The organism is Algiphilus sp. (assembly GCF_023145115.1).
GTDB lineage: Bacteria > Pseudomonadota > Gammaproteobacteria > Nevskiales > Nevskiaceae > Algiphilus.
Genome location: NZ_JAGLEJ010000040.1, coordinates 80791 through 103736, shown reverse-complemented (window position 1 = coordinate 103736; position 22946 = coordinate 80791). Strand labels below are relative to the sequence as shown.

Here is a 22946-nt window from a genome sequence, read left to right as displayed (position 1 = left end):
CGGCGCTACAGGAATTCCTTCGGGTCCGGCAGTTCCTGGTGCGGGTGGCCGATCTCCTCGAGATCGACCTGGTGCGGGAAGCCCTCGAGCGGGCCGAGCATGCGCTGGTCGCGCGCGATCACCGGGCCGTTCTGCGCGTACAGGGTCATCAGCTCGGCGATCGCGGTCAGCGACGACAGGTGCGTGCGCTCCCAGCCGTGCGAGGAATCGGCGCCGAAGCCGATGAGCGCGTGGCGGATGTCGTAGCCCGCCCGCAGTGCCGCCGCCGAGTCCGAGAAGTAGTACGGGAAGACGTCGCGCTGATGATCGATCTGGTGATCCTCGCAGAGCTGCAGCAGCCGGCGCGTGAGGTGGTAGTCGAAGGGGCCGGAGGAATCGGCGATCGCCAGGGTGACGCCGCGCTCGCGCGAGTTCTGGCCGGTGCCCGGGATGGCGATGTCGATGCCGATCATCTCGCTGATGCGCTCGTCGAGAATCGCCGAGGCGCCGAAGCCCACTTCCTCGGTCACCGTGAACATAGGGTGGAAGTAGACCGGCAGGCTGATGTCGGCTTCCTGGATGGCCTTGCACGCGGCCAGCAGCGCCGCGACGCCGGCCTTGTCGTCGAGGTGCCGCGACGAGATGTAGCCGCTGGGCGTGATCTCCGGCTGCGGGTCGATGGCGATGAAGTCGCCGACGTGCACGCCCAGGTTGCGCAGGTCCTCGTCGCTGTCGGCGTACTCGTCGATGCGCAGCTCGACCTGCTGCCAGTTCACCGGCTGGTCGTCGACCGCGGTGTTGTAGGCGTGGCCGGACGCCATCAGCGGCAGGATGGTGCCGCGATAGGCGTGGTTGTCGGTGAACAGCGTGACGCGCGCGCCCTCGGCGAAGCGGCTCGACCAGGTGCCGATGGGCAGCAGGCTCATGCGGCCGTTGGTCTTGATCTCGCGGACATTGGCGCCCAGCGTGTCGACATGCGCGACCACCGCGCAGGCCGGGCGGTCGGTCTCGCCCTTGATGGTGGCGCGGATGGCGCCGCGGCGCGTGAGCTCGAAGGGAATGCCGAGCTCGGAGAGCTTGCCGCAGACGTAGTGCACCACTTCATCGGTGAAGCCCACCGGGCTCGGAATGGCGAGCAGCTCGAGCAGCGTCTGGCGGATGTAGTCGTCGTCTATGGGGAGCTTCTTCATTGTCGAGTTCGCTCGTGGGGGCGGGGGCGGGCGCCGGTATGCCGGCCTCGGGTTGTCGACCGATGTCCCGCTGCAACATTCCGGGACATCGGGATCGGACCTGCGAGGCTATCAGGTTCGACCGGTCGGCCGAAGGCCGTGACCGGCCGGTGATCAAGCCACGGCGCTGCGCGGGAACAGGAAATCGATGAAGCGCTGCGCGGTGGGCTGTGGCTCGTGATTGGCAAGCCCGGGGCGCTCGTTGGCTTCGATGATGACGTAGTCCGGATCCGAGGCCGCCGGCACCAGGAAATCGAGCCCGGTGACCGGGATCTCGAGCGCGCGCGCGGCGCTGACCGCCGCCTGCACCAGGCGCGGGTGCAGGATCGGCGTGACGTCCTGCAGGGTGCCGCCGGTGTGCAGGTTGGCGGTCTTGCGCACCGCCAGCGTCTCGCCCTCGGGCAGCACGCCGTCCATGGTGTGACCGGCGAGCTTCACGCAGCGCTCGGTTTCCTTGTCCAGCGGGATGTGCGCCTCGCCGTCGGTGGCGGCCTCGCGGCGGCGCGACAGCTTCTCGATGAGCGTGCGGACGGGTGTGACCCCGTCGCCGGTGATCACCGGCGGGCGGCGGACCGCGGCCGCCACCACCTTGTAGCCGATGACGATGATGCGCAGATCGTCGCCGGGGCAGAACTGCTCGATGAGGACGTTCTCGTCGTGCTTGGCGGCATTGCGGATGGCGGTGCGCAGGCCCCGGGTGTCGCGGATGTCCACCGAGATGCCGGTGCCCTGCTCGCCGTCCGCCGGCTTGACCACCACCGAGCCGTGCTGCCGCAGGAACTCGACGTCGGCCTTGCTGCCGTCGGCGAGCCGCTGGGCCGGCACGTTGAGGCCGGCGCGGTGCAGGATGCGGCGGGTCACGCGCTTGTCCGCGCAGCGCGACATGGCGATGGCCGAGGTCAGCGCCGACAGCGACTCCCGGCAGGTGATGGCGCGACCGCCCAGCGTGAGCTTGAAGTAGCCGGCCTCGGCATCGAGGATCTCGACGCGGATGCCGCGCCGGCGCGCCTCGTTGGTGATGATGGCGGCGTAGACGTTGAGGCCGGAATCGTCCTCGGCGGGCTCGGTGTAGAGCGGCTCGTTGATGGCGTTCTTGGTCTTGACCGTGAATACCGGCACGCGCACGAAGCCGAGCTTCTCGTAGAGCGCGATGGCCTGCTTGTTGTCGTGCATCACCGACAGGTCCATGAAGACCCGTCCGCGCGCCTGGTAGTGCTCGGCGAGGAAGCGCACCAGCGACTGGCCGAGACCGGGCAGCGTGGCATCCGGGTCCACCGCCAGGCACCACAGGCTGGAGCCGCCCTCCGGGTCGCCGCAGGCCTCGACGTGATCGACGCCGGTTGCCGTGCCCACCACGCGGCCGGTGGCGAGATCCTCGGCAATGGCGTAGATCATGGTGCGCGAGGCACGCTGCTTCCAGGCCATGCCCTCGTCGATGGGCACCATCCCGTGCGAGGCGTAGATGCGGTTGATGGCCTGGGCGTCCTCCAGCGTGCGCAGCCGGCGGATGATGTAGCCGCGATTGCGCTGGCCCGGGGTGCGGTAGTGCGCCAGCCAGAGCCGGAAGGTGTGACTGGGGTCGAGGAAGAGCTGCTGCGGGTTCTGCGCCAGGATGACGTGCGGGTCGCGCACGTAGATGGCGAGGTTGCGGCGCCCGGCGGGCTCGTCCAGCAGCGCGTGGGCGACGTCCCCGGGACCGTCGAAGGTGTGCGCCAGGATGAGATCGCCCCAGCCCATGTCCAGCGCCACCCGGGACGCCTCCATCGGCTGGTTCGACGGCGGCGTCTGCTGCTGATGGTTCAGGCTCTGGGCATGCCGTTGCGCGAGGCGCGGATCACGATTGCCGCGACGTGCCATGACTCAGCTCCCGTCCGGTTGCACGTACCGGATCATGCGTGCGGAATGCCGGTCCCCGATCCCGGGGCGCAGCGCGGTCCGCGGCGCGCTCATACGCCGTGCACCTGCAGCCAGCCCTCGAGCGCGGCGCACTGCCAGAGCTTGGACCCGCGCAGTGGCGTGATGTGCGCCTCCGGATCGGCGAACAGCTTGTCGAGGTAGGCGCGCTGGAAGATGCCGCGGTCGCGCGCCGCCTGCGCGTTGAGCAGGTCGCGCGTGTAGTCGAGGAAGTCGCCCTGCAGGTACTTCAGCGCAGGCACCGGGAAGTAGCCCTTGGGCCGGTCGATGACCGCGGCCGGGATGACCTTGCGCGCGGCCTCCTTGAGCACGTACTTGCCGCCCTCGGCGATCTTGTGCTGCGCCGGTATGCGGGCCGCCAGCTCGACCAGCTCGTGGTCGAGGAAGGGCACGCGTGCCTCCAGCCCGTGCGCCATGGTCATGTTGTCCACCCGCTTGACCGGGTCGTCGACCAGCATGATCTGGGTGTCCATGCGCAGGGCCTTGTCGACCGGCTCGGTGGCGCCGGGCATGGCGAAGCGATCGCGGATGAAGTCGCGCGCGTGGTCGCCGCCGTGGAAGCGCGAGTGCACGGCCTCCATGTACTCGGCCTGGCTGCGGTCGCAGAACACCTTGGCGTAGTCGGCAACCGCGTCCGAGGATTCCATCATCGGCGGGTACCAGTGATAGCCGCCGAAGACCTCGTCGGCGCCCTGGCCGGACTGCACCACCTTGCTGCGCTTGGAGACCTCCTCCGAGAGCAGGTAGAAGGCCACGCAGTCGTGCGACACCATGGGCTCGTTCATCGCCTGCAGCGCGTGCGGCAGGCGCGGCAGCAGCTCGCGGCTGTCGATGAAGATCTTCTCGTGCTGCGTGCCGAAGTGCTGCGCCACGATGTCCGAGTACTCGAACTCGTTGCCCTTCTCTTCGCCAACATCCTCGAAGCCGATGGAGTAGCTGCGCAGGTTGGCGCCGGCCTCGGCCATGAGGCCGACGATGAGGCTGGAGTCGACGCCGCCGGAGAGTAGCGCGCCCACCGGCTGGTCGGAGACCAGGCGGCGCTTCACGGCGAGCCGCAGCGCTTCCAGGACTTCGTCGCGCCACTCGTCGAAGCTGCGCGCGCGGTCGGCATCGCTGCGTTCGTAGGAGAGATCCCAGTAGACCTTCTCCTGCGAGCTGCCGTCGGCATTGAGGATGAGCAGCGTGGCCGGCGGCAGCTTCCGCACGCCGCGCAGCATGGTGTGCGGCGCCGGCACCACGGCATGGAAGTGCATGTAGTGGTGCAGCGCCACCGAGTCGATCTCGCGATCGACGTCCGGCGCGCACAGCAGCGCCGGCAGCGAGGAGGCGAAGCGGAACACACGGTCGCCGGGCGCGAAGTACAGCGGCTTGATGCCGAGGCGGTCGCGCCCCAGCACCATGCGGCCGCTGTCGCGCTCGAAGATGGCGAAGGCGAACATGCCCTGCAGGTGGTCGACGAAGTCCGGCCCCCAGCGGTGATAGGCCTTGAGCAGGACCTCGGTGTCGCCTTCGGAATAGAAGGTGTAGCCCATCCCGCTGAGCTCGGCGCGCAGCTCGGGATGGTTGTAGATGGCGCCGTTGAAGACGATGCCCAGTCCCAGCGCGGGATCGATCATGGGCTGCTGCGACAGGTCGGAGCGGTCCATGATCTTGAGGCGGCGATGGCCGACGGCCAGCGGGCCCTGGGCGAACACGCCGCTGCTGTCGGGGCCACGCGGGGCGTGGCAGTCGTTCATGCGCGCAATCAGGTCGGTGTCGGCCTGCTTGCCGTCAAAGCGCCGCTCTCCGGCAATACCACACATGTTTCAGGGCTCTCCTTGGTTGTTCGGGGCACGCGCGCTGTCGGTCGCGTGCCCGGTAACGACCGGTCCGGGGGACCGGTCAGCGCGCCGCTCGCGCGCGAAGCCAGACTGTGCCTCAGTCGAGCGCAAATTCCGTGCCGGTGAGCTGTTCGGACAGTTGCCACAGCGTGGCCGCGGCGCCCTCGTCGCGCGCTGCGCGCCGGCAGCCGACCTTCGTGGGGTGGCCGCGCATCTGCTGGAAGCCGTCGGGGCCGATGTAGTCGCCGGACTGCACGTCCGCCTGCGTGGCGGCGTAGATCTCGGGCAGCGCACCCATCTCGCCGGGCTGCGCGAAGATGCGGTTGCCGAGCTCCATGATGCGCTTCTCGAAGGACGCCTTCTTCTGCTCGGCCGCCACCAGCTGCAGGTGGGTGGCGGCGTAGCCGGGATGCGCGGCCGCCACCGTCCAGCCGCGACCCGCGGCCTGCGCGCGCCGGGTCAGCTCGAAATGGAAGAGCAGATTGGCGAGCTTGCTGTCGCCGTAGGCCTGCCAGCGCTTGTAGCGACGCGACGACCAGTTGATGTCGTCGAAATCGATGCCCGGCGTCCAGCGGTGCGCCATGCTGGAGACGGTCACGATGCGCGCGTCGTCGGCCAGTACCGGCGCCAGCTGCGCAGTGAGCGCGAAGTGGCCGAAATGGTTCGTGCCGATCTGCATCTCGAAGCCGTCGGCGGTCTGCCCGTACGGTACCGCCATGACGCCGGCGTTGTTGATCAGCAGGTCGAGGCGCGTGCCGGCGTCGGCCAGCGTCTTCGCGCAGCCCGCGACCGACGACAGATCGGCGAGGTCGAGCGCAGCCAGCTCCACCGTGGCGTCCGGCGCGCCGGCCTGCACGGCGTCGCGCGCGCCCGCGCCCTTGCCGGGGTTGCGGCACGCCATCAGCACGCGTGCTCCGGCACCGGCGAGCGCATGGCTGGCGTGCAGTCCGAGGCCGCTGCTCGCGCCCGTGATCAGCGCGGTGCAGCCCTCGAGCCCGCCGATATCCTGCGTTGTCCACTTCCTGGTCATCGCTGACCCCCTCGGACCTGGCTCATTGGGGCAGCATAGCGCCCCGAAGCAGCAAGCGCCGTGACAGTCCAGTCGGCGGCGCGGCCGGGGAGGGGCGATGCGGCGGATGATGACGGGTCTGGCGGCAACACTGATGCTGGTGATGGCGGGGTTCGCACTGTGGAGCGCCTGGGGCGCGCACCGCATCGAACAGCAGTACCCGCCGCTCGGGAACTTCGTCACGGTGGACGGCCTGCGTCTGCACGTCCGTGACATGGGTCAGGGTGCGGCCACGCCCGTCGTGCTGCTGCACGGGGCCAGCTCCAACCTGCGCGACTTCGCGCGCATCCAGCCCCGTCTGGCGCAGAACGGCCGCGTGCTCGCCTTCGATCGCCCCGGGTACGGCTACAGCCAGCGGCCGGACGGCGACTGGCCGGACCCGGCCGAGCAGGCGCGGCTGGTGCTGGATGCCGCCGCGCAGCTCGGCGTCGAGCGTCCGCTGCTGGTCGGTCACTCCTGGGCCGGATCGGCCGTGATGGCCGCGATGGTGGAGATGCCCGAGCGGATCGCCGGCGGCGTCCTGCTGGCCGGTGCGGCCGGTCACTGGGCCGGGCCGGTGAACTGGACCTACTCGGTCGCCGCCATCCCGGTCCTTGGCCCGCTGTTCGCGCGCACCGTGGTCTACCCGGCCGGCACGCGCATGCTCGGCGACGTCGTGCAGGAAGTGCTGGCGCCCAACCCGGTGCCGGAGGACTACATCCGGACCATCGGCGCCCCGCTGGCGCTGCGCCCCGGGAACTTCCTCCACAACGCCGAGGACATGAACCGCCTCAGCGTCTATCTCCAGCGCCTGAGCCCACGCTATCGCGAGATCGACAAGCCGCTGTTGCTGGTTCACGGCGCCGACGACGACCTGGTGCCGTTCTGGAACCACGGCGAGCGCCTGTTGCCCATCATCGAGCAGGCGCAGGTCGAGATGCTCCCGGACACCGGCCACGCCCCGCACCACGCCCGTCCGGACGCGGTCATCGCGGCCATCGGGCAGTTCGAGCGGGACCGCGTGCGCGACCGCGCGGAGTAGCGTCCGGGCGCGTTGCCTGCCGCATCCGGGGCGTCCAACGGAGCGCGGCGGTTCCCGGCATGGTGCGCTTCATGCATGCGTCGGCAGTCATGAAACGCATCATTCTCTCCATCTGCCTGTTCCTCGGTGTCCACGCCACGGTCGCCGCCGCCGACCGTGACGACGAGCGCATGCGCGCCTTCGTCATGGGGCTGCCCAAGGCGGAGCTCCACCTGCACATGGAAGGGACGATGGAGCCCGAGCTCTTTCTGGCCATCGCCCGGCGCAACGGCATCGACGTGCCCTACGACAGCCCGGAAGCCGTCAAGGACCGCCTGCGGGCCGCGCACGACCTGCCCAGCTTCATCGAGATCTACGAAGAGCTGATCAGCGTCGTCGAGCAGCCGGAGGACATCCGCGACATCACGCTGGCCTACTACCGCAAGGCCTACAGCCAGGGCGTGCGCCACGCGGAGATGTACTTCGACCCGCAGCTGCACCTGGAGCGCGGCATGACGCTGGAAATGGTCTTCGACGGGCTGGCCGCCGGCCGCGCGGCCGCCATGCAGGAGATGGACATCACCATCGGCTTCATCATGGCCTTCCTGCGCGACCGCCCGGCGGCGGATGCCATGGCCGTCCTGGAAGCGGCCGAGCCCTGGCATGGCCAGCTGCTCGGTGTTGGCCTGGACAACCCCGAGGTGGAGGATTTCCACCTGAAGTTCGAGCCCGTCTTCAAGCGGGCCGCGTCCTACGGCCTCCGCCTGACCAGCCACTGCGACGTCCAGCAGGAGCACACCATCAAGCACCACTGGGGCGTCATCGAAGTGCTCGGCGTCGAGCGCATCGACCACGGCCTGAACGTGATCGACGATCCGGAGCTGCTGAAGGAGGTCAAGGCGCGCGGCATCGGCCTGACCGGCGTGCCCTCCCTCTTCTACCGCGACATGCCCGGCCGCATGGAATATCGCGCCGGCGCGGTGAAGGCCCTGCTGGACGCCGGCGCCGAAATGTCGATCCACTCGGACGACCCCGGCATGAAGCGCGGGCTGTACATCGGCGATCTGATGCTCCGCGCCAGGGAGGCGGCCGGCATGACCCGCGAGGACATGATCACCCTGTCGAAGAACAGCTTCAGGACCGCCTGGATTTCCGAGGATGCCCGCGCCCGCTACCTGCGGATGATCGACGATTACGTCGCCGCCTTCGACGAGGCGCATCCGGAGATGGTGTCGGTGCCCTGACCGGTCGTTGCCGGCCGCCTACCCGTTTCCCCGACGAGGGTCGCCCAGGGCGAGGCGCCGATCGGCAACACGTCACCAGGCATTCCGGGCAAGTCCCCACGCCCTGCCGGGGGGGGGGGCGGGTCAGGGCAAGGGGGCAATCGGGCGCGAGCGCCAATGGACGGCGCTGCGCCCGAACGCGATTCACCCGGCGAACACCCGCCCGAGCCACGCGCTGATGTCCTCGATCTCCTCCATGCACACCTGATGCTGCATGGGGTAGTCCCGCCATTCCGGCGCATAGCCCCGGCCCTGCAGCAACTCGAAGCTGTTCCGGCCCAGTTCCGCCGGCAGCATCGGATCGTGCGTGCCGTGGCACATGAGAATGGGCAGGTCGCGGTTGGCGTCGGATGCCTCGTCGGCCAGCGACTGCGCCAGCGGCAGATAGGTGGACAGCGCCAGCAGCCCGCCGAGCCGCTCCGGATAGCGCAGCGCGGTGTGCTGCGCGATGGCCCCGCCCTGCGAGAATCCGGCGAGCACGATGCGCTCCGCCGCGATGCCGGCTGCGCGCTGCTCGTCGATCAGCCCCTTCACGCGCTCGCCCGAGGCCCGGATACCGGCCTCGTCCTGCGGCCCCTCGCGGTCCAGCCCCAGGATGTCGTACCAGGCCCGCATCGCCATGCCGCCGTTCAGTGTTACCGGGCGCACTTCCGCGTGCGGGAACACGAAGCGCGGCGTGAAGGCATCCGGCAGCGACAGCTCCGGGACGATCGGCACGAAATCGTTGCCGTCAGCGCCCAGCCCGTGCAGCCAGATCACCGCGGCGTTCGCCGCGCCCTCCGGTTCCAGGGTCACGCCGTGCTCGTTCTCACTCTTGCGGTAGCTCATCAACGGATTCGCAGGTCAGGGATCGGCGCGGGATTGTCGGCGCAGCGGAGCCTCGCAGCAAGCGCGCCCCACCGCGTTACCGGACGTGAGTGCGCGGAAGGAAAATAGTACGGTTCATGGCAGATCGACGTACGCCCGGATCGGGGGATATGCGTGTGCGTTGCCAGATAACCGAGCCATGTTCACATCCAAGCTCGTGCCCGGCCTCGGTCGGCCCTGGCTCGTATTTCCCTGTACGAGTTGCCTTCCGTATATCAGCGGCCCGCCAGCCACGGTGTTCCGACCTTGCAGCAAGGCGCTTCGCGCAACCGTTAATTTATTGATTAATGGCTGCATTTTCTTGAAGGTAATGCGATTCGGGAAAATGCGCTCATCGAGTGATATGCGGACACGTGCGCCTCTCGACAATTGGCCGGCGTCCCCTTAATCACTGTCGAAGGTTTGTGGAGAGGCTTTCATATGGTACTTGGCGTTGAAATACGGGCTCAGGTCAATTCAGAGAATGTAAAGGGCCTGCTGCTCGTGAATGGCGGTAGCTTCTTCTTGTCATCGCAACACCTTAGCCACATGTGATCTCGGTGTTGCACTTGGTTCTTGAGTCTAAGGAGTATTAGATGAAGTTTGTGACAGGGGTATTTTTACTCGTTGTATCCTCCTATTCAATCGCTACTGAGTCCCTATCTACTAAGGCGGAAGCTAGAGAGCTGGCTGAGTCTGTAATGTCCCAAGTCAACGATGCAAATATGAAAGACGGCTTGATGCAACTCCGACCGTACACGGTGGTGCCAGTCGCTGAATTTGATGCCCAGTTGAGTCAGATTGATATGCAGCTTCCAGCTATATCTCAAAGGTTCGGGAAGCCTCTTGGGTTCGATTTTGTCGAAGAGGAAATGCTCGGTGAGTCATTGGTCCAGTATGTTTATATGCAAAAATATGAGAAGCATCTCATGTTTTGGAGGTTCGTTTTCTACAAACCAGAAAATGGGTGACTTCTGAATACGTGGTATTTCGACGACAAGGTTAAGCCAATGTTCAGGTATTAACCTTAGCAAGGTGCGATTGCTGGGCAATTCCCCCACAGCTTCGCAGCTCCAAAGCTGTGATAAATTTTCGCGCCGATATTAATTCCATGTCATGAGGTTATCATGCGTGTTCTAGTGATCGTGGGCGTTATTGTCTTTTCGCTTTCGGGCGCATCCCAGGCGAGCGAGGTGAGTGCCGAGAAGAGGGGGGTGATCAAGGAATTGGTGCGGAAAACGGGCGCGGTGCAGCTGGGTGAGATGTTCTCGCAAATGATGACGCAGCAAATGGCCCAGGCGCTTCGGCAGGCCCGGCCTGATGTGCCGCCTGAAGCCTTCCAGATACTTGAGGACGAGGCAAATGCGGTTGTGCGAGAGGAACTGCTCGAGGGCGATTCGTTCTATAAGCTGATGTACCCGATATACGACAGATACTTCACGTTGGGGGAGCTGGAAGAGTTGTCAGCTTTCTACGACACGGAAGTGGGGAAGAAGACGGTTCGGGTAATGCCCCAGGTGGTGCAGGAGTCGATGCAGGCTGGTCAGAGTTGGGGGCGTCGTCTTGCTCCAAAAATTTCGGAACGGGCGTTGAAGCGGCTCGAAGAAGAGGGCATTGAGGTACCGGAGCTCTGATTGCGGACCGGCCGGTGACGCGCTACGCCTGCTTGATGCTGTTGGTGCTCTTCGTCTCCGGCTGCGCGAGCCAGTGGTATGTCGGCGAGTGGGAAGTGACGGGCGCGCGGTTTCCGGGCATCAGTGCGATGGGCGTGGATGAGGCCGAGGCATGGTTCGGTGCGCGGGCGTTCTACGCTGAGGAACGCGTCGCCTTTCGCGGCACAACCTGCGGCGCCCCCGCGTTCCGGGTCGAGTCGGTCGACGAGGACGCGTTCCGGTCGCTGTACCGGGCGTCGTTCGCGGCCCTGGAGCTGGAGGGAGATGCGGTCGAGGTGCTGCGCGTCGGCTGTCCGTCGGAATGGGCGTCCCCGGCAGCGATGCTCATCAAGGTGGACGGCGGCAGCGGTTATCTGGTCTGGGATGGGGTGTTCTTCGAGGTCGACCGTGTCAGTCCTTAGCCGCAATCCTGTGCGGTAGGGATACGGGGGAGATGTACGCACTCACGCGCGGTCACGACGGCATGGAGCGATGCACGCCATCCAATTCATCCCGCTTCTTCCGACCTCCCGATGTGCTGAGGTCTGGGCATGCGCGACTTGACGCACGTACGTTATTGCGTACATTGATGTCGAGGAACACCGTGGAATGTGGAGATGGCGGCGATAACGGCCAGTGAGGCGCGGGCGAACCTGTACCGGTTGATCGACGAGGCGGCCGTGTCGCACCAGCCGTTGCTGATCACCGGCAAGCGGAACAAGGCGGTTCTGGTGTCCGAGGAGGACTGGGAGGCTATCCAGGAGACGCTGCATCTGCTGTCGGTCCCCGGCATGCGCGAGTCGATTCGCGAGGGCATGGATACGCCGGTCGACGACTGCGCCCGGGACCTTGATTGGTGACCTGGCGTCTGGTCTACACCAGGCAGGCACAGAAGGATGCGAAGAAGCTGGCCGCGAGCGGGCTGAAGCCGAAGGCCCAGGAACTGCTCACGATCCTGGCGAACGACCCGTTCCAGCGCCCGCCTCCCTTCGAGAAGCTCGTCGGTGATCTCTCCGGAGCCTATTCCCGGCGGATCAACATCCAGCACCGGCTGGTGTACCAGGTGCTGGAGCAGGATCGCATCGTCAAGGTGCTGAGACTCTGGAGTCACTACGACTAGCTGTCGGCGGAGGGTGCGCCGACGCCGGCGCGCTACACTCTCCGGCCCCTTGAGCCGACCCCGTGCGATGCCTCGCCCGCTTCTGCTTCTGCTGCTCCCGCTGCTGCTGATCGCCGGCTGCGGTCAGTCCGGTGATCTCTACCTGCCCGGCAATGCGCCGGAGCGCAGCGATGTGCTGGAGGATGCCGACGACACCGCCAGCGACGGGCAGGCGGAAGATGCCGGCGAGCCGGAGGACGACGACACCAGGGATGGTGACGCCAATGGCTGAGGACGCCTTCACGCTCCGCAGCGGCGTGCTGCACGCCGAGGACATGGCCTGCGATGCGCTGGCCGAGCGCTTCGGCACGCCGCTCTACGTGTATTCGCGCGCGGCGCTGGCGCGTCACTACCGCGCCTTCGACAGCGCCTTCGAGGGGCTGCCGCATCGCGTGTGCTACGCGGTGAAGGCGAATTCGAATCTGGCCGTGCTGCAGACGCTGGCGCGGCTGGGCAGCGGCTTCGACATCGTCTCGGGCGGCGAGCTGGCGCGCGTGCTGCGCGCGGGCGGCGACCCGGCCGGGGTGGTGTTCTCGGGCGTCGGCAAGTCGGCCGACGAGATGCGCGCGGCGCTGGAGGCGGGCATCGGCTGCTTCAACGTCGAGTCCGTGGCCGAGCTGGCGCTGCTGGACCGCGTGGCGCAGGAGGCGGGCGTGACCGCGCCGGTGGCGCTGCGCGTGAATCCGGACGTCGACCCGCGCACGCATCCCTACATCTCCACCGGCCTGAAGCAGAACAAGTTCGGCATCGCCATCGACGACGCGCCGGCGCTGTACCGCGAGGCCGCGCAGCGCGCCGGTCTGCGCATCGTCGGCCTGGCCTGCCACATCGGGTCGCAGCTGCTGGACCTGTCGCCGGTCGAGGATGCGCTGGACCGGCTGCTGGCGCTGGTGGACCGGTTGCGCGCGGACGGCATCGCGCTGGCGCATCTGGACATCGGCGGCGGTCTGGGCGTGCGCTACGGCGACGAGCTGCCACCGTCCCCGGCCGAGTACGCGGCGCGCCTGCGGCCGAAGCTGGCCGCCTGCGGACTGGCGGTGCATCTGGAGCCCGGCCGCGCCATCGCGGCCAACGCCGGCATCCTGCTGACGCGCGTGCAGTACCTGAAGCCGACCGCCGACCGGCGCTTCGCCGTGGTCGACGCGGCGATGAACGATCTGCTGCGCCCGGCGCTCTACGACGCCTGGCAGGACATCGTCGCGGTGACGCCGCACGACGGCACCGACCCGCAGTACCTCTACGACATCGTCGGCCCGGTCTGCGAGACCGGCGACTTCCTCGGCAGGCAGCGCCCGCTGGCGCTGCGCGAGGGGGACCTGCTGGCCGTGCGCGGCGCGGGCGCCTATGGTTTCGTCATGGCATCGAACTACAACAGCCGCCCGCGTCCGGCCGAGATCCTGGTCGACGGCGACCGGGTGCATCTGGCGCGGGCGCGCGAGTCGATGGACGAGCTGCTGCGCGGCGAGCAGCTGCTGCCGGAGCGCACCGATGGCTGAGGCGGGCGCGTCGAGCCAGCCGCTGATCCTGGTCGACGGCTCGTCCTGGCTGTACCGCGCCTACCACGCGCTGCCGCCGCTGAACGCGCCGGACGGCATGCCCACCGGCGCCATCTACGGCATGACGAACATGCTCAAGAAGCTGTTCGCCGACTACCACAGCAACCGCGTGGTGGTGATCTTCGATCCGCGCGGCAAGACCTTCCGCAACGACCTCTATGCCGAGTACAAGGCCAACCGGCCGCCGGTGCCGGAGGATCTGGAATCGCAATTCGGGCCGCTGAAGGAGATCATCCAGGCACTCGGGGTGCCGCTGCTGCAGATCGACGGCTTCGAGGCCGACGACGTCATCGCCACCCTGTCGCGGCAGGCGTCGGCCGACGGCGCCGAGGTGCTCATCGTCAGCGGCGACAAGGACCTCGCCCAGCTGGTGGACGAGCGCGTGAAGCTGCTCGACACCATGAAGCAGGTCACCTACGACCCCGCCGGCGTGCGCGAGAAGTACGGCGTGACACCGGAGCAGATCGTCGACTGGCTGGCGCTGATGGGGGATACCTCCGACAACATTCCCGGCGTGCCCGGCGTCGGGCCCAAGACCGCGGTCAAGTGGCTCGACGAGCACGGCACGCTCGACGCGCTGCTGGCGGCGAAGGACAGCATCAAGGGCAAGATCGGCGAGCGCCTGCGCGAGTTTGCGGATCAGCTGCCGCTGTCGCGCGAGCTGGCCACGGTGCGCGATGACGTCGCCCTCGAGCAGCGCTGGGACGCGCTCGAGCGCGGCCCGGCCGACAACGACACCCTGCTGGCGCTCTACGAGCAGCTCGGCTTCCGGCGCTGGCAGGAGGAGCTGCGCGAGGGCGGTGCCGGTGGCGGCGATGCCGCCGATGCGGCCCCGGCCCCGGTCGGCGCCACCGAGGTCATCACCGTGCTCGACCCCGATGCACTGGACGGGCTGGTCGACGCCCTGAAGGCCGCCGAGCTGATCTGCGTGGATACCGAGACCGACAGCCTGGAATCGGTGCGCGCGACGCTGGTCGGGCTGTCCTTCGCGGTCGCGCCGGGCAGGGCCTGGTACCTGCCGCTGGCGCACAGCGGCATGGAGGCCCCCGAGCAGCTGGACTGGGAGAAGACCGTCAAGCCGGTCCTGGCGCCCATCCTCGAGGACGCGGACCGGCCGAAGGTCGGCCAGAACCTCAAGTACGACATCAACGTGCTCGCCGGCGCGGGCGTGCGACTCGCCGGCGTGGTGCACGACACCATGCTGCAGTCCTACGTGCTGGATGCCAACGGCCGGCACGACATGGATTCGCTGGCCGAGGCCGAGCTCGGCCACAAGACCATCAGCTACACCGAGATCGCCGGCAAGGGCAAGAAGCAGATCACCTTCGACCAGGTGGCCGTCGACCGTGCCGCCGAATACGCCGGCGAGGATGCCGACATCACGCTGCAGCTGCACGGCAGGCTCTGGCCGCGCGTCGAGGCCGACGACAAGCTGGCGCGCGTCTACCGCGACATCGAGATGCCGCTGGTGCCGGTGCTGGCCGCCATCGAGGGCGCCGGCGTGCACGTCGACGCCAGTGTGCTGGAGGGCGTGAGCCGCGAGTTCGGCAAGCGCATGGACGCGCTGCAGCAGGAATGCTGGGATCTCGCCGGCGAGCAGTTCAATCTGGCATCCGCGCAGCAGCTCCAGCGCATCCTCTTCGAGAAGCTCGAGCTGCCGGTACAGGGCAAGACCCCCAAGGGCGCGCCGTCCACCAACGAGGAGGCGCTGGAGGCGCTGGCCGACCGCCACGCGTTGCCCGCGCGCATCGTCGAGTGGCGCGGCCTCTCCAAGCTGCGCGGCACCTATGCCGACGCGCTGCCGCGGAAGATCAATCCGGCCACCGGCCGCATTCACACCCATTATCACCAGGCGGCGACCGCAACCGGGCGGCTGTCGTCCTCCGAGCCCAATCTGCAGAACATCCCCATCCGTACCGACGAGGGTCGCCGCATCCGCGACGCCTTCGTGGCCGAGGACGGCAACGTGCTGATGGCCATCGACTACTCGCAGATCGAGCTGCGACTGATGGCGCACTTCTCCGAGGACGAGCGCCTCATCAAGGCCTTTCGCGACGGGCAGGACATCCACCGCGCCACCGCCTCGGAAGTCTTCGACACGCCGCTCGACGAAGTGTCGGGCGAGCAGCGCCGTGCCGCCAAGGCGATCAACTTCGGGCTCATCTACGGTATCTCGGCCTTCGGGCTGGCGCGCAATCTCGGCATCGGTCGCGACGAGGCCGCGCAGACCATCGAGCGCTTCTTCGCGCGCTACCCGGGCGTCAAGGCGTACATGGATGCGCAGCGCGAGAAGGGGCGCAAGCAGGGCTACGTCGAGACCGCCTGGGGCCGGCGCCTGCACCTCCCCAACATCGCGTCGCGCAACGCCAACCTGCGTCAGTACGCCGAGCGCACCGCCATCAACGCGCCGCTGCAGGGCACTGCCGCCGATCTCATCAAGCTGGCGATGATCGACATCCACTCCTGGATCGGTCGCGAATGTCCGGAAGCGCGCATGATCATGCAGGTGCATGACGAGCTCGTCTTCGAGGGGCCCGAGCGCGCGCTGCGCGATGCGGCGCCCGCAGTGACCGAGCGCATGTGCGGCGTCGCCGAGCTGCGCGTGCCGCTGCTGGCCGAACCCGGCTTCGGGCGGAGCTGGAACGAGGCCCACGCCTGACATAAAAATAATTTTTCGAATCAGGCCTCTAGACTGATTCTGCGCCGGAATGGCCCTTCGGGAGCAGATTTTCGTTCGCATCCGGGGAACCGGGCGGCCGGGGCCCTGTCTGATCCGGTGAGCGTTATCCCCTTGACGCTCCTCTGTCTCCACTCCCTGGACAGAGTCCGGCATCCCCCCAAGCCGGAGCGCTGCCGGGCGATTTCCCCCGAGTCGGCCGGCACTTTTTTGTGTGCTCGAAAAAAGTTGCCGCTCTGGCTGTGCATCCGGCGAAAAAATTTTCGCGGTGGCGGAACCCGGGGGGACGAGGGGTGTCTGATTCAGTGAGCGTTATCCCCTTGACGCTCCTCTGTCTCCACTCCCTGGACAGAGTCCGGCATCCCCCCGAAGCCGGAATGCTGCCGGGCGATTTCCCCCGAATCGCCCGGCACTTTTGTTTGCGCGCGGGCTCCGTCAGGTCGCGGGCGTCAGCCAGGCGCCGAGGGTGGCCTGCGCGTCCTCGACGCCCAGGCCGCTCATCGCCGAGAACACCTGGCTGGTCGCGCTGTCCCCCAGCTCGCGCTGGACGCCCAGCTGGACGTTGCGCGCCTTGCCGTAGGACAGCTTGTCGGCCTTGGTGAGCAGCACGTGCACGCGCCGGCCGGCCGCTTCGGCCCAGAGCAGCATCTGCTCGTCGTGCGGCGTCAGCGGGTGCCGGATATCCATGATCAGGGCGATGCCGACCAGGTTGTCGCGCTCGGCGATGTAGCCGCCGACCAGCGCGCCCCACTCGCGCCGCACCTTCTCGGGCACGTTGGCGTAGCCGTAGCCCGGCAGGTCCACCAGATGGCCGCCCGGCACGCTGAACAGGTTGAGCAGCTGCGTTCGGCCGGGCGTCTTGCTGGTGCGCGCCAGCTTGCGGCGCTGGCACAGGCGGTTGAGCGCGCTCGACTTGCCGGCGTTGGAGCGGCCGGCAAAGGCGATCTCGCGCCCGGGCTCCGCCGGAAGCTGCTCGTGACGCGCGCAGGAGCGCAGGAACTCGGCTTTGATGAAGGGGTTTTCGCTCAACGCGGGCCGCATCGGGTATATTTACGGGCTGCAAACCTTACCCCGTTTCCGTCGCCGGCCCCATCGACGCCGCTGGCGCAAGAGTCCTGTCGGAGCAGTGAATGAAGCGCGCCCTGTTTGCCTGTTGCCTCCTGTTCTCCGGAGCCGCACTGGCCGAGAATCCCCACGTCGAGGGTGATGCCGAAGCCGGTGCCTCCAAGGCCGCCGTCTGCGCGGCATGCCATGGCCCGCAGGGCAACAGCGTCAATCCGCAATGGCCGTCGCTGGCGGGTCAGCACGCCACCTACGTGTACGATCAGCTCAAGGCCTTCAAGAGCGGCGACCGCCAGAACGCGGTCATGATGGGGCAGGTCACCAGCCTGTCCGATCAGGACATGCGCGATCTCGCCGCCTACTACGCCGAGCAGGAGGCCAAGCCGCGCACCGGTGCCGAGGAGGCCGTCGACATCGCGCAGCCGCTGTGGCGCGCCGGAGACGGCGAGCGCGGCATGCCGGCATGCTCCGGCTGCCACGGCCCCGCCGGCGTCGGCAACGCGGGCGCAGGCTACCCGCGCCTCGCCGGCCAGCAGCCCGAGTACACCGCCATGCAGCTGCGCGCGTATCGCGACGGCAACCGTGGCAAGGGCGTCACCGGCCAGATGATGCAGCACGTCGCCCAGAACCTCAGCGATGAGGAGATCGAGGCACTCGCTTCCTACGCCGCCGGCCTGCAGCCGGCGCGCTGAACCCCGGGGTTTCCCGCATGCGCAAATCGCTCTACCGCCTGCTCGCCTGCTTTCTCGTGCTCACGCCGCTGGCGTGCAGCGCTCAGCCCGAGGCCTTCGTCGAGGGCGAGCACTATCGCGAAGTCCGCAACGTCGAGAGCGGTGACGACGGCAAGATCCGCGTCACCGAGGTCTTCTGGTACGGCTGCCCGCACTGCTACCAGTTCGAGCCCATCATCAAGGAATGGAGCAGCGCCACCGCTGACGACGTGGTGTTCGAGCAGCTGCCCACCGCCTTCGGCCGCCCGAGCGGGCGCGTTCACCTCAAGGCCTTCTATGCCGCCGACGAGCTCGACGTGCAGCAGGAAGTGCACAGCGCCATCTTCAACGCCATACACGAGCAGGGCCGTCGCCCGAGCAGCGAGCAGGAGATGGCCGGCTTCTTCGAGCAGGCCGGTGTCGCGCCCGAGGATTTCGAGAAGACCTTCGGCAGCTTCACGGTCGAGAACCGCGTGCGCCGCGCCGAGAAGCGCGTGTCCGATTTCGGCGTGACCTCGGTGCCGACCGTCATCGTGGACGGCCGCTGGCAGGTCAATGCCGGCGCCGCCGGCAGCTACGAGCGCCTGCTCGAGATCGTCGACTTCCTGATCAACAAGGCGCGCGACTAGCGCCAGCGCCCGGGGGGTCGCGGATGGCGTTCCCCCGACGCCTGCGACAGGGCGCGTGCCGCGCGCTGGCCTGCGTCGCGGCGCTCTCGGCCGTCCCGGCCGCGCTTGCGAGCGAGGCGCTGCCGCTGGCGGCCGCCGATCAGACCTGCCGGCGCGTCGCCGACCGGCTGGCGTCGGTCGAATCGCGCTGGTGCGCCATCCCCGAACTGCGCGCTTCCGACACCGCCTCGGTCGAGGGGCTTCCGATCCTGTACGCGGACCTGCCCGCGGCCGACCCCGAGCGCGCGCCGAGGGTGCTGCTGTTCGGCGGTATTCACGGCGACGAGCTGTCCTCGGTGAGCATCGTCTTCGGCTTTCTCGACGAGCTCGCCGCGCGCGAGGCGCGCAGCGTGCACTGGCGCGTGGTGCCGGTTCTCAATCCGGACGGCCTGCTCCGTCGGCCGGCCACGCGCGGCAATGCGCGCGGGGTCGATCTCAACCGCAACTTCCCGTCGCCCGACTGGCAGCGCCGTGCCAGGGCCTACTGGCGGCGCGAGACCGGCAGCGACCCGCGTCGCTATCCCGGCGCCGCGGCCATGTCGGAGCCGGAGAGCCGCTGGCTGGTGGCACAGATCATCGCCTTCGCGCCGGACGTGGTGGTGGCGATGCACGCGCCGCTGGGCCTGCTCGACTTCGACGGGCACACCGAGGAGGCGCCGCACCGGCTCGGCTTCCTCGACCTGCAGACGCTGGGCACCTATCCCGGCTCGCTGGGGGAATGGGCCGGGGAGCATCTGGGCATTCCGGTGGTGACGCCGGAGCTGCCCTACGCCGGCATCATGCCGACGCCGGGCGAGATCGATGCGCTGTGGCGCGATCTGGAGGCCTGGATCGCGCGCCGCGCGCGCGACCGGGGCGCGCTGTTCGCGGGCGATCCGGGTGTCCCGCCTCCGGCGGTGCGGTTGACCGAAGGCGTGCGCCTCGATCTGCCGGGGCTGTCGCTACTGCCCGCCGATACCCGCTGAAGCGGTGATCGGGCGCTCGTCGCGCTCGAAGCTGCGCTCGATGCGCCAGTGGCCGTCGGGCTGCAGCCGCCAGTACTGGCGCTTCACCGAGTGCGACGCGTAGGTGTCGCTACTGTAGCGCTGATGGAAGCTGACCAGGCGCAGGTTCTCCTCGCCCGGGTACTCGTAGATGGCCAGATCCGAAACGGCGATCTCGATCCATTCCTTGTCGCGGCTGACCGCCCGCTTGTGCGCCTCGAAGGCATCGCGATCGCGCGTGCCGTCGCTGAAGTCCGGCGCGTAGAACGCCATCAGCGCGTCGGTGTCACCCGACATCCAGGCCCGCCGCCAGTCCTCGACCCGCTGCTCGAAGCGGGCGGTGCGTGCCTCGATGGTTGCCGGCGGCAGCCACTCGATGCGCTCGGCGAGGATCACCGGCGTGTTGCCGGTGGTCACCATCGGGTCGAGCCCCTCCAGATCGTCATTGGCCATGGTGACGCAGCCTTCCGACGAGCGCGGCAGTCGGGCATAGGTGTCGCCGGGCACGCCGTGCAGCCAGATGCCGTGTCCGGTCCGTTCGCGGTGGCGGTCCCATTCGTTGGGATAGTCCACCGGATAGGCGCCGCTGCCGTAGAGGTCGGGCAGCTCGCCGCCGTCGATCCAGCTCTCGATCCGATAGACCCCGATGGGGGTGCGATTGTCGCCCTCCACCTGCTTGCCGAAGCCGGCACTGCCCATGGCGGCGTAGAGATCGCGCGTCACCCGGAGCCCGCTGCCGTCGCGCGAGACCACGAACAGGCGCGCCGCGCTGAGATCGACCAGCAGGGCGTGCTCGACACTGGGCGGCAGGCGCAGCAGCGGTGCCGGCCGCAGCCCGGCATCGGCATCGGTGGGCAGCGGCGCGATGCGCAGGCGGGTTTCCTCGGCGAGGGCGCCGAGCGCATCGCCGTGTCCGGCCAGCAGGATCTCCGGTCGCACGCCGGAGCGGCCGGCAAGGATCTCGCCGCGCAGGAAGTGGGCGGCGCGGAAGTCGGGTCGCGCGGCGATGAGGGCGTCGGTGCGCTTGAGCGCGCGCCGCCACTCGCCACGCTGCAGCGCCGCGACCGCTTCGCGCAGGCGCATCTCGGGGGGCGGCGGCGCGCTGCGCAGCGGCGGGACGACGCCGTCGGCATCCAGCGGGTCGCCCGGCAGATCCGGAAGCAGCGCGACGGTCTGCTGCGCGGCGACGGGCGCCGGTGCCGCGATGATCGCGACGCACAGGGCGCCCGCAAGGCGCTTCACGGCGCGCGGCACGCGCATGGTGCGGTGCCCTAGCGGGTGGTTTCGCGGATGATCAGCCAGCGGTCGCCGACGCGGCGCATGTCGAGCACCTTGTTGGTCACGTCGCTGTAGGAGTCGGAATCGTACTCCTGCGTGAACACGACGCGGGCGCGCTCGGCGTCGACGATCTGGATCTCGGGATCGCGGATGCGCACGGTGATGGTGTCCGGCGCGCCGACGCGATCGCGGCGCTGGGACTCCCACGCGTCGCGGCTGAGGCCGCCCGCGGGCGTGAAGTCGGGTGCGTAGGCACCGAGATAGGCCGCGATGTTCTGGTTCTGCCAGGCCTGCGCCCAGTCGTAGATCGCCGCCGAGATGCGCTCGCGCGTGGCGAGCGCGTCACCGCTGGCCTGCGCCGGCTGCGACGATGCCGTGGGCGCGCTGCCGGCCGGGGTCGGGCTGGAGGTGGAAGCGCCATCGCCGTCGGGTGCGGAGGCCGCGGCGGCGGGTGTCGATCCGGTGCTGCCGCCCGATGCGGGGCCGCCGCTGAGGGTGGGCCGCGCGGCCGGCGCGCCGGCGCTGAGGTTCTCCATCACGCGCAGCTTGTCGCGTGCGGTGCTGTTGCCCTCCTCCAGCATCAGCGCGCGGTTGTAGGACGCCGAGGCCAGGGCGGCGTAGATGTCGCCCAGGTTCTCGTGCGCGGTGGCGTAGCTCGGATGGGTGGCGAGCGCCGCCTCGAGCGCGTCGCGCGCCTGTTCGTAGTCGCCCTGCTGGGCGTAGATCACGGCGAGATTGTTGTAGGGTTCGGGCAGCTGCGGGTAGTCGCGGGTCAGCTTCTGGAACACCGCGATGGCTTCCTCGCGGCGGCCGGTGCGCGACAGCGCCAGGCCGCGCAGGAAACGCGCCTCGGCGTCCTGCGGGCTGCCTTCGAGCTGCTCGTCGAGGACGCGCAGCGCCTGACCGGCGCGCCCCTCGTCGAGCAGGCGGCGGGCCTCCTCGACATCAGCGCCGGCGGGGAGGGAGGTTGCCACCGCCAGCAGGGCCGCGACAGCGGGAATCAGGGGGTGTCTCGAGGCCATGTGCGAGTAGCTCGAATCGTCTTGGGGAGGGCGGGTGCCCGAGTCCGCCATAGTACCCAACCGGGGCGGTTCCGCGCAGCCGGGCAGCGCCCGGATCAGCGGCGGGGATAGACGGAAGGGGCCCCGGGTGGCCGGATCTTGAAGCGCCGGTGGATCCAGAAATAGTCGGGCATGGCTTCGCGGACGGCGTCCTCGATGGCGGCATTGACGCGGCGCGCATCGGCGCGCTCGTCGCCGGAGGGAAAGTGCTCCCAGGCCGGGTCGATGCGCACGATCAGACGGTTGCCGTCGCGGCGCGCGAAGAAGGGCACCACCCGTGCCCGTCCGCTGCGTGCCAGCTTGGCGGTGGCGGTGAGCGTGGCGGTGGGCACGCCGAAGAAGTCGACGAAGACGCTGTCCTGGCGCAGGGTCTGATCGGGGCCGTACCAGATGGCGCCGCCGCCGCGCAGCGCCTTCACCAGTGCGCGCAGCCGGTCGCGCGGCAGCGCCTCGGCGCCCGAGCGCTGTCGCCGCAGGTCGCGCATGACGTGATCGAAGACCGGATTGTTGTGCGGCCGGTACATGGCGTGGAATCGCACGTCGGCCTCGCACAGCGCGCGCGCGGCCAGCTCCAGCGTGGTGAAGTGGCCGGTCAGCAGGATGACGCCACCCTCGCGCTGCGCGGCATGCAGATGCTCGAGACCTTCCACCTGCAGGGTCGGTGCGAGGACGCGCGACGGCTTCCACCATGCCGACAGAGTCTCGAAGAGTCCGCGCCCGATGGAGCGGAAATGCGCGTGCACCAGTGCGTCGATCTCGGGCTCGGGAAGGTCGGGGAAGCACAGGCGGAGGTTGGTGCGCGTGATCACGCGTCGCCGTCCGAGCAGTCGGTGGGCGAGGCGGCCCAGCCCGCTGCCGACGGCGCGCTGTGCCGCCAGCGGCAGCATGGCCAGCAGCCGCAGCAGGCCGATGAGCAGCCAGTGCGGCCAGTATCGCGGGTGAAGAAGCGACCGGTTCGCCGCGGAAGTGGGCATGATGCGGGTCGTTGGGCTGGGGCGCG

Annotated in this window: 22 protein-coding genes; 13 read left to right on the top strand and 9 right to left on the bottom strand. The window is 68.6% G+C overall.

Annotation, left to right across the window (positions count from 1 at the left end; genetic code table 11):
* Positions 1-5: 5 nt before the first annotated feature.
* The 4 genes from KAH28_RS14055 to KAH28_RS14040 all read right to left on the bottom strand — a co-directional run bounded on the left by KAH28_RS14055 (position 6) and on the right by KAH28_RS14040 (position 5972).
* Positions 6-1169, bottom strand: coding sequence for an osmoprotectant NAGGN system M42 family peptidase (locus KAH28_RS14055; protein ID WP_290577622.1), 1164 nt, complete (start codon positions 1167-1169; stop codon positions 6-8).
* A gap of 153 nt (positions 1170-1322) precedes the next feature.
* Positions 1323-3065 carry an N-acetylglutaminylglutamine synthetase gene (ngg, locus tag KAH28_RS14050; RefSeq protein WP_290577620.1) on the bottom strand — a complete coding sequence of 581 codons (1743 nt, stop codon included), beginning with the start codon at positions 3063-3065 and terminating at the stop codon, positions 1323-1325.
* Positions 3066-3154: 89 nt separating this feature from the next.
* Positions 3155-4924 (bottom strand): N-acetylglutaminylglutamine amidotransferase, encoded by a 1770-nt coding sequence (locus KAH28_RS14045; RefSeq protein ID WP_290577618.1) that lies wholly within the window; start codon positions 4922-4924, stop codon positions 3155-3157.
* A gap of 115 nt (positions 4925-5039) precedes the next feature.
* A complete protein-coding gene (locus KAH28_RS14040; protein WP_290577616.1) occupies positions 5040-5972 on the bottom strand; it encodes an oxidoreductase in 933 nt (310 codons plus the stop codon).
* Positions 5973-6078: 106 nt separating this feature from the next.
* Between KAH28_RS14040 and KAH28_RS14035 the strand changes: the two genes are divergently transcribed.
* Both KAH28_RS14035 and add read left to right on the top strand, forming a co-directional pair.
* Positions 6079-7032 carry an alpha/beta hydrolase gene (locus KAH28_RS14035; RefSeq protein WP_290577614.1) on the top strand — a complete coding sequence of 318 codons (954 nt, stop codon included), beginning with the start codon at positions 6079-6081 and terminating at the stop codon, positions 7030-7032.
* Positions 7033-7121: 89 nt separating this feature from the next.
* A complete protein-coding gene (gene add, locus KAH28_RS14030; protein WP_290577612.1) occupies positions 7122-8255 on the top strand; it encodes an adenosine deaminase in 1134 nt (377 codons plus the stop codon).
* 183 nt (positions 8256-8438) lie between these two features.
* Here add and KAH28_RS14025 read toward each other — a convergent pair whose 3' ends face one another.
* Complete coding sequence (locus tag KAH28_RS14025) at positions 8439-9122, bottom strand: alpha/beta hydrolase-fold protein (RefSeq protein ID WP_290577610.1); 684 nt, start codon at positions 9120-9122, stop codon at positions 8439-8441.
* 614 nt (positions 9123-9736) lie between these two features.
* Between KAH28_RS14025 and KAH28_RS14020 the strand changes: the two genes are divergently transcribed.
* The 8 genes from KAH28_RS14020 to polA all read left to right on the top strand — a co-directional run bounded on the left by KAH28_RS14020 (position 9737) and on the right by polA (position 16166).
* Positions 9737-10111 (top strand): hypothetical protein, encoded by a 375-nt coding sequence (locus tag KAH28_RS14020; RefSeq protein ID WP_290577608.1) that lies wholly within the window; start codon positions 9737-9739, stop codon positions 10109-10111.
* 156 nt (positions 10112-10267) lie between these two features.
* On the top strand, positions 10268-10774 hold the full coding sequence (locus KAH28_RS14015) for a DUF2059 domain-containing protein (RefSeq protein ID WP_290577606.1): 507 nt from the start codon (positions 10268-10270) through the stop codon (positions 10772-10774).
* Positions 10775-10788: 14 nt separating this feature from the next.
* Positions 10789-11214, top strand: coding sequence for a hypothetical protein (locus KAH28_RS14010; protein WP_290577604.1), 426 nt, complete (start codon positions 10789-10791; stop codon positions 11212-11214).
* Between the two features lie 195 nt (positions 11215-11409).
* Positions 11410-11652, top strand: a complete 243-nt coding sequence (locus KAH28_RS14005; RefSeq protein WP_290577602.1) for a type II toxin-antitoxin system Phd/YefM family antitoxin — start codon at positions 11410-11412, stop codon at positions 11650-11652.
* Positions 11649-11912 carry a Txe/YoeB family addiction module toxin gene (locus tag KAH28_RS14000; RefSeq protein ID WP_290577803.1) on the top strand — a complete coding sequence of 88 codons (264 nt, stop codon included), beginning with the start codon at positions 11649-11651 and terminating at the stop codon, positions 11910-11912. The genes KAH28_RS14005 and KAH28_RS14000 overlap by 4 nt, the downstream gene beginning before the upstream one ends.
* A 67-nt stretch (positions 11913-11979) precedes the next feature.
* Complete coding sequence (locus KAH28_RS13995; protein WP_290577600.1) at positions 11980-12183, top strand: lipoprotein; 204 nt, start codon at positions 11980-11982, stop codon at positions 12181-12183.
* A complete protein-coding gene (lysA, locus tag KAH28_RS13990) occupies positions 12176-13447 on the top strand; it encodes a diaminopimelate decarboxylase (RefSeq protein ID WP_290577598.1) in 1272 nt (423 codons plus the stop codon). Before KAH28_RS13995 ends, lysA begins: the two co-directional genes overlap by 8 nt.
* Positions 13440-16166, top strand: coding sequence for a DNA polymerase I (polA, locus tag KAH28_RS13985; protein WP_290577596.1), 2727 nt, complete (start codon positions 13440-13442; stop codon positions 16164-16166). Before lysA ends, polA begins: the two co-directional genes overlap by 8 nt.
* 453 nt (positions 16167-16619) lie before the next feature.
* Here the strand turns inward: polA and yihA are convergent, their stop codons facing one another.
* On the bottom strand, positions 16620-17213 hold the full coding sequence (gene yihA, locus KAH28_RS13980) for a ribosome biogenesis GTP-binding protein YihA/YsxC (protein WP_290577594.1): 594 nt from the start codon (positions 17211-17213) through the stop codon (positions 16620-16622).
* 101 nt (positions 17214-17314) lie between these two features.
* Here yihA and KAH28_RS13975 point away from each other — a divergent pair, with 101 nt between their 5' ends.
* Genes KAH28_RS13975 through KAH28_RS13965 form a run of 3 tightly spaced genes read left to right on the top strand, consistent with a single transcriptional unit; the run spans position 17315 to position 19589 of the window.
* Positions 17315-17938, top strand: a complete 624-nt coding sequence (locus tag KAH28_RS13975; RefSeq protein ID WP_290577592.1) for a c-type cytochrome — start codon at positions 17315-17317, stop codon at positions 17936-17938.
* Between the two features lie 17 nt (positions 17939-17955).
* Positions 17956-18585, top strand: a complete 630-nt coding sequence (locus KAH28_RS13970; protein ID WP_290577591.1) for a thiol:disulfide interchange protein DsbA/DsbL — start codon at positions 17956-17958, stop codon at positions 18583-18585.
* A 23-nt stretch (positions 18586-18608) separates the two neighbouring features.
* Complete coding sequence (locus KAH28_RS13965; protein ID WP_290577589.1) at positions 18609-19589, top strand: M14 family zinc carboxypeptidase; 981 nt, start codon at positions 18609-18611, stop codon at positions 19587-19589.
* Here the strand turns inward: KAH28_RS13965 and KAH28_RS13960 are convergent.
* The 3 genes from KAH28_RS13960 to lpxL all read right to left on the bottom strand — a co-directional run bounded on the left by KAH28_RS13960 (position 19566) and on the right by lpxL (position 22920).
* Positions 19566-20867, bottom strand: a complete 1302-nt coding sequence (locus KAH28_RS13960) for a L,D-transpeptidase family protein (RefSeq protein ID WP_290577588.1) — start codon at positions 20865-20867, stop codon at positions 19566-19568. The genes KAH28_RS13965 and KAH28_RS13960 overlap by 24 nt on opposite strands.
* Before the next feature lie 11 nt (positions 20868-20878).
* Entirely contained in the window at positions 20879-21907 is a 1029-nt protein-coding gene (locus KAH28_RS13955; protein WP_290577586.1) for a tetratricopeptide repeat protein, read from the bottom strand.
* Between the two features lie 95 nt (positions 21908-22002).
* Complete coding sequence (gene lpxL, locus KAH28_RS13950) at positions 22003-22920, bottom strand: LpxL/LpxP family Kdo(2)-lipid IV(A) lauroyl/palmitoleoyl acyltransferase (RefSeq protein WP_290577584.1); 918 nt, start codon at positions 22918-22920, stop codon at positions 22003-22005.
* Between the last annotated feature and the right edge of the window lie 26 nt (positions 22921-22946).

Coding starts and splice junctions, on each gene's coding strand:
- KAH28_RS14055 (WP_290577622.1), bottom strand. CDS start 1,169: ATGAAGAAGCTCCCCATAGACGACGACTACATCCGCCAGACGCTGCTC.
- ngg (WP_290577620.1), bottom strand. CDS start 3,065: ATGGCACGTCGCGGCAATCGTGATCCGCGCCTCGCGCAACGGCATGCC.
- KAH28_RS14045 (WP_290577618.1), bottom strand. CDS start 4,924: ATGTGTGGTATTGCCGGAGAGCGGCGCTTTGACGGCAAGCAGGCCGAC.
- KAH28_RS14040 (WP_290577616.1), bottom strand. CDS start 5,972: ATGACCAGGAAGTGGACAACGCAGGATATCGGCGGGCTCGAGGGCTGC.
- KAH28_RS14035 (WP_290577614.1), top strand. CDS start 6,079: ATGATGACGGGTCTGGCGGCAACACTGATGCTGGTGATGGCGGGGTTC.
- add (WP_290577612.1), top strand. CDS start 7,122: ATGAAACGCATCATTCTCTCCATCTGCCTGTTCCTCGGTGTCCACGCC.
- KAH28_RS14025 (WP_290577610.1), bottom strand. CDS start 9,122: ATGAGCTACCGCAAGAGTGAGAACGAGCACGGCGTGACCCTGGAACCG.
- KAH28_RS14020 (WP_290577608.1), top strand. CDS start 9,737: ATGAAGTTTGTGACAGGGGTATTTTTACTCGTTGTATCCTCCTATTCA.
- KAH28_RS14015 (WP_290577606.1), top strand. CDS start 10,268: ATGCGTGTTCTAGTGATCGTGGGCGTTATTGTCTTTTCGCTTTCGGGC.
- KAH28_RS14005 (WP_290577602.1), top strand. CDS start 11,410: ATGGCGGCGATAACGGCCAGTGAGGCGCGGGCGAACCTGTACCGGTTG.
- KAH28_RS13995 (WP_290577600.1), top strand. CDS start 11,980: ATGCCTCGCCCGCTTCTGCTTCTGCTGCTCCCGCTGCTGCTGATCGCC.
- lysA (WP_290577598.1), top strand. CDS start 12,176: ATGGCTGAGGACGCCTTCACGCTCCGCAGCGGCGTGCTGCACGCCGAG.
- polA (WP_290577596.1), top strand. CDS start 13,440: ATGGCTGAGGCGGGCGCGTCGAGCCAGCCGCTGATCCTGGTCGACGGC.
- KAH28_RS13975 (WP_290577592.1), top strand. CDS start 17,315: ATGAAGCGCGCCCTGTTTGCCTGTTGCCTCCTGTTCTCCGGAGCCGCA.
- KAH28_RS13970 (WP_290577591.1), top strand. CDS start 17,956: ATGCGCAAATCGCTCTACCGCCTGCTCGCCTGCTTTCTCGTGCTCACG.
- KAH28_RS13965 (WP_290577589.1), top strand. CDS start 18,609: ATGGCGTTCCCCCGACGCCTGCGACAGGGCGCGTGCCGCGCGCTGGCC.
- KAH28_RS13960 (WP_290577588.1), bottom strand. CDS start 20,867: ATGCGCGTGCCGCGCGCCGTGAAGCGCCTTGCGGGCGCCCTGTGCGTC.
- KAH28_RS13955 (WP_290577586.1), bottom strand. CDS start 21,907: ATGGCCTCGAGACACCCCCTGATTCCCGCTGTCGCGGCCCTGCTGGCG.
- lpxL (WP_290577584.1), bottom strand. CDS start 22,920: ATGCCCACTTCCGCGGCGAACCGGTCGCTTCTTCACCCGCGATACTGG.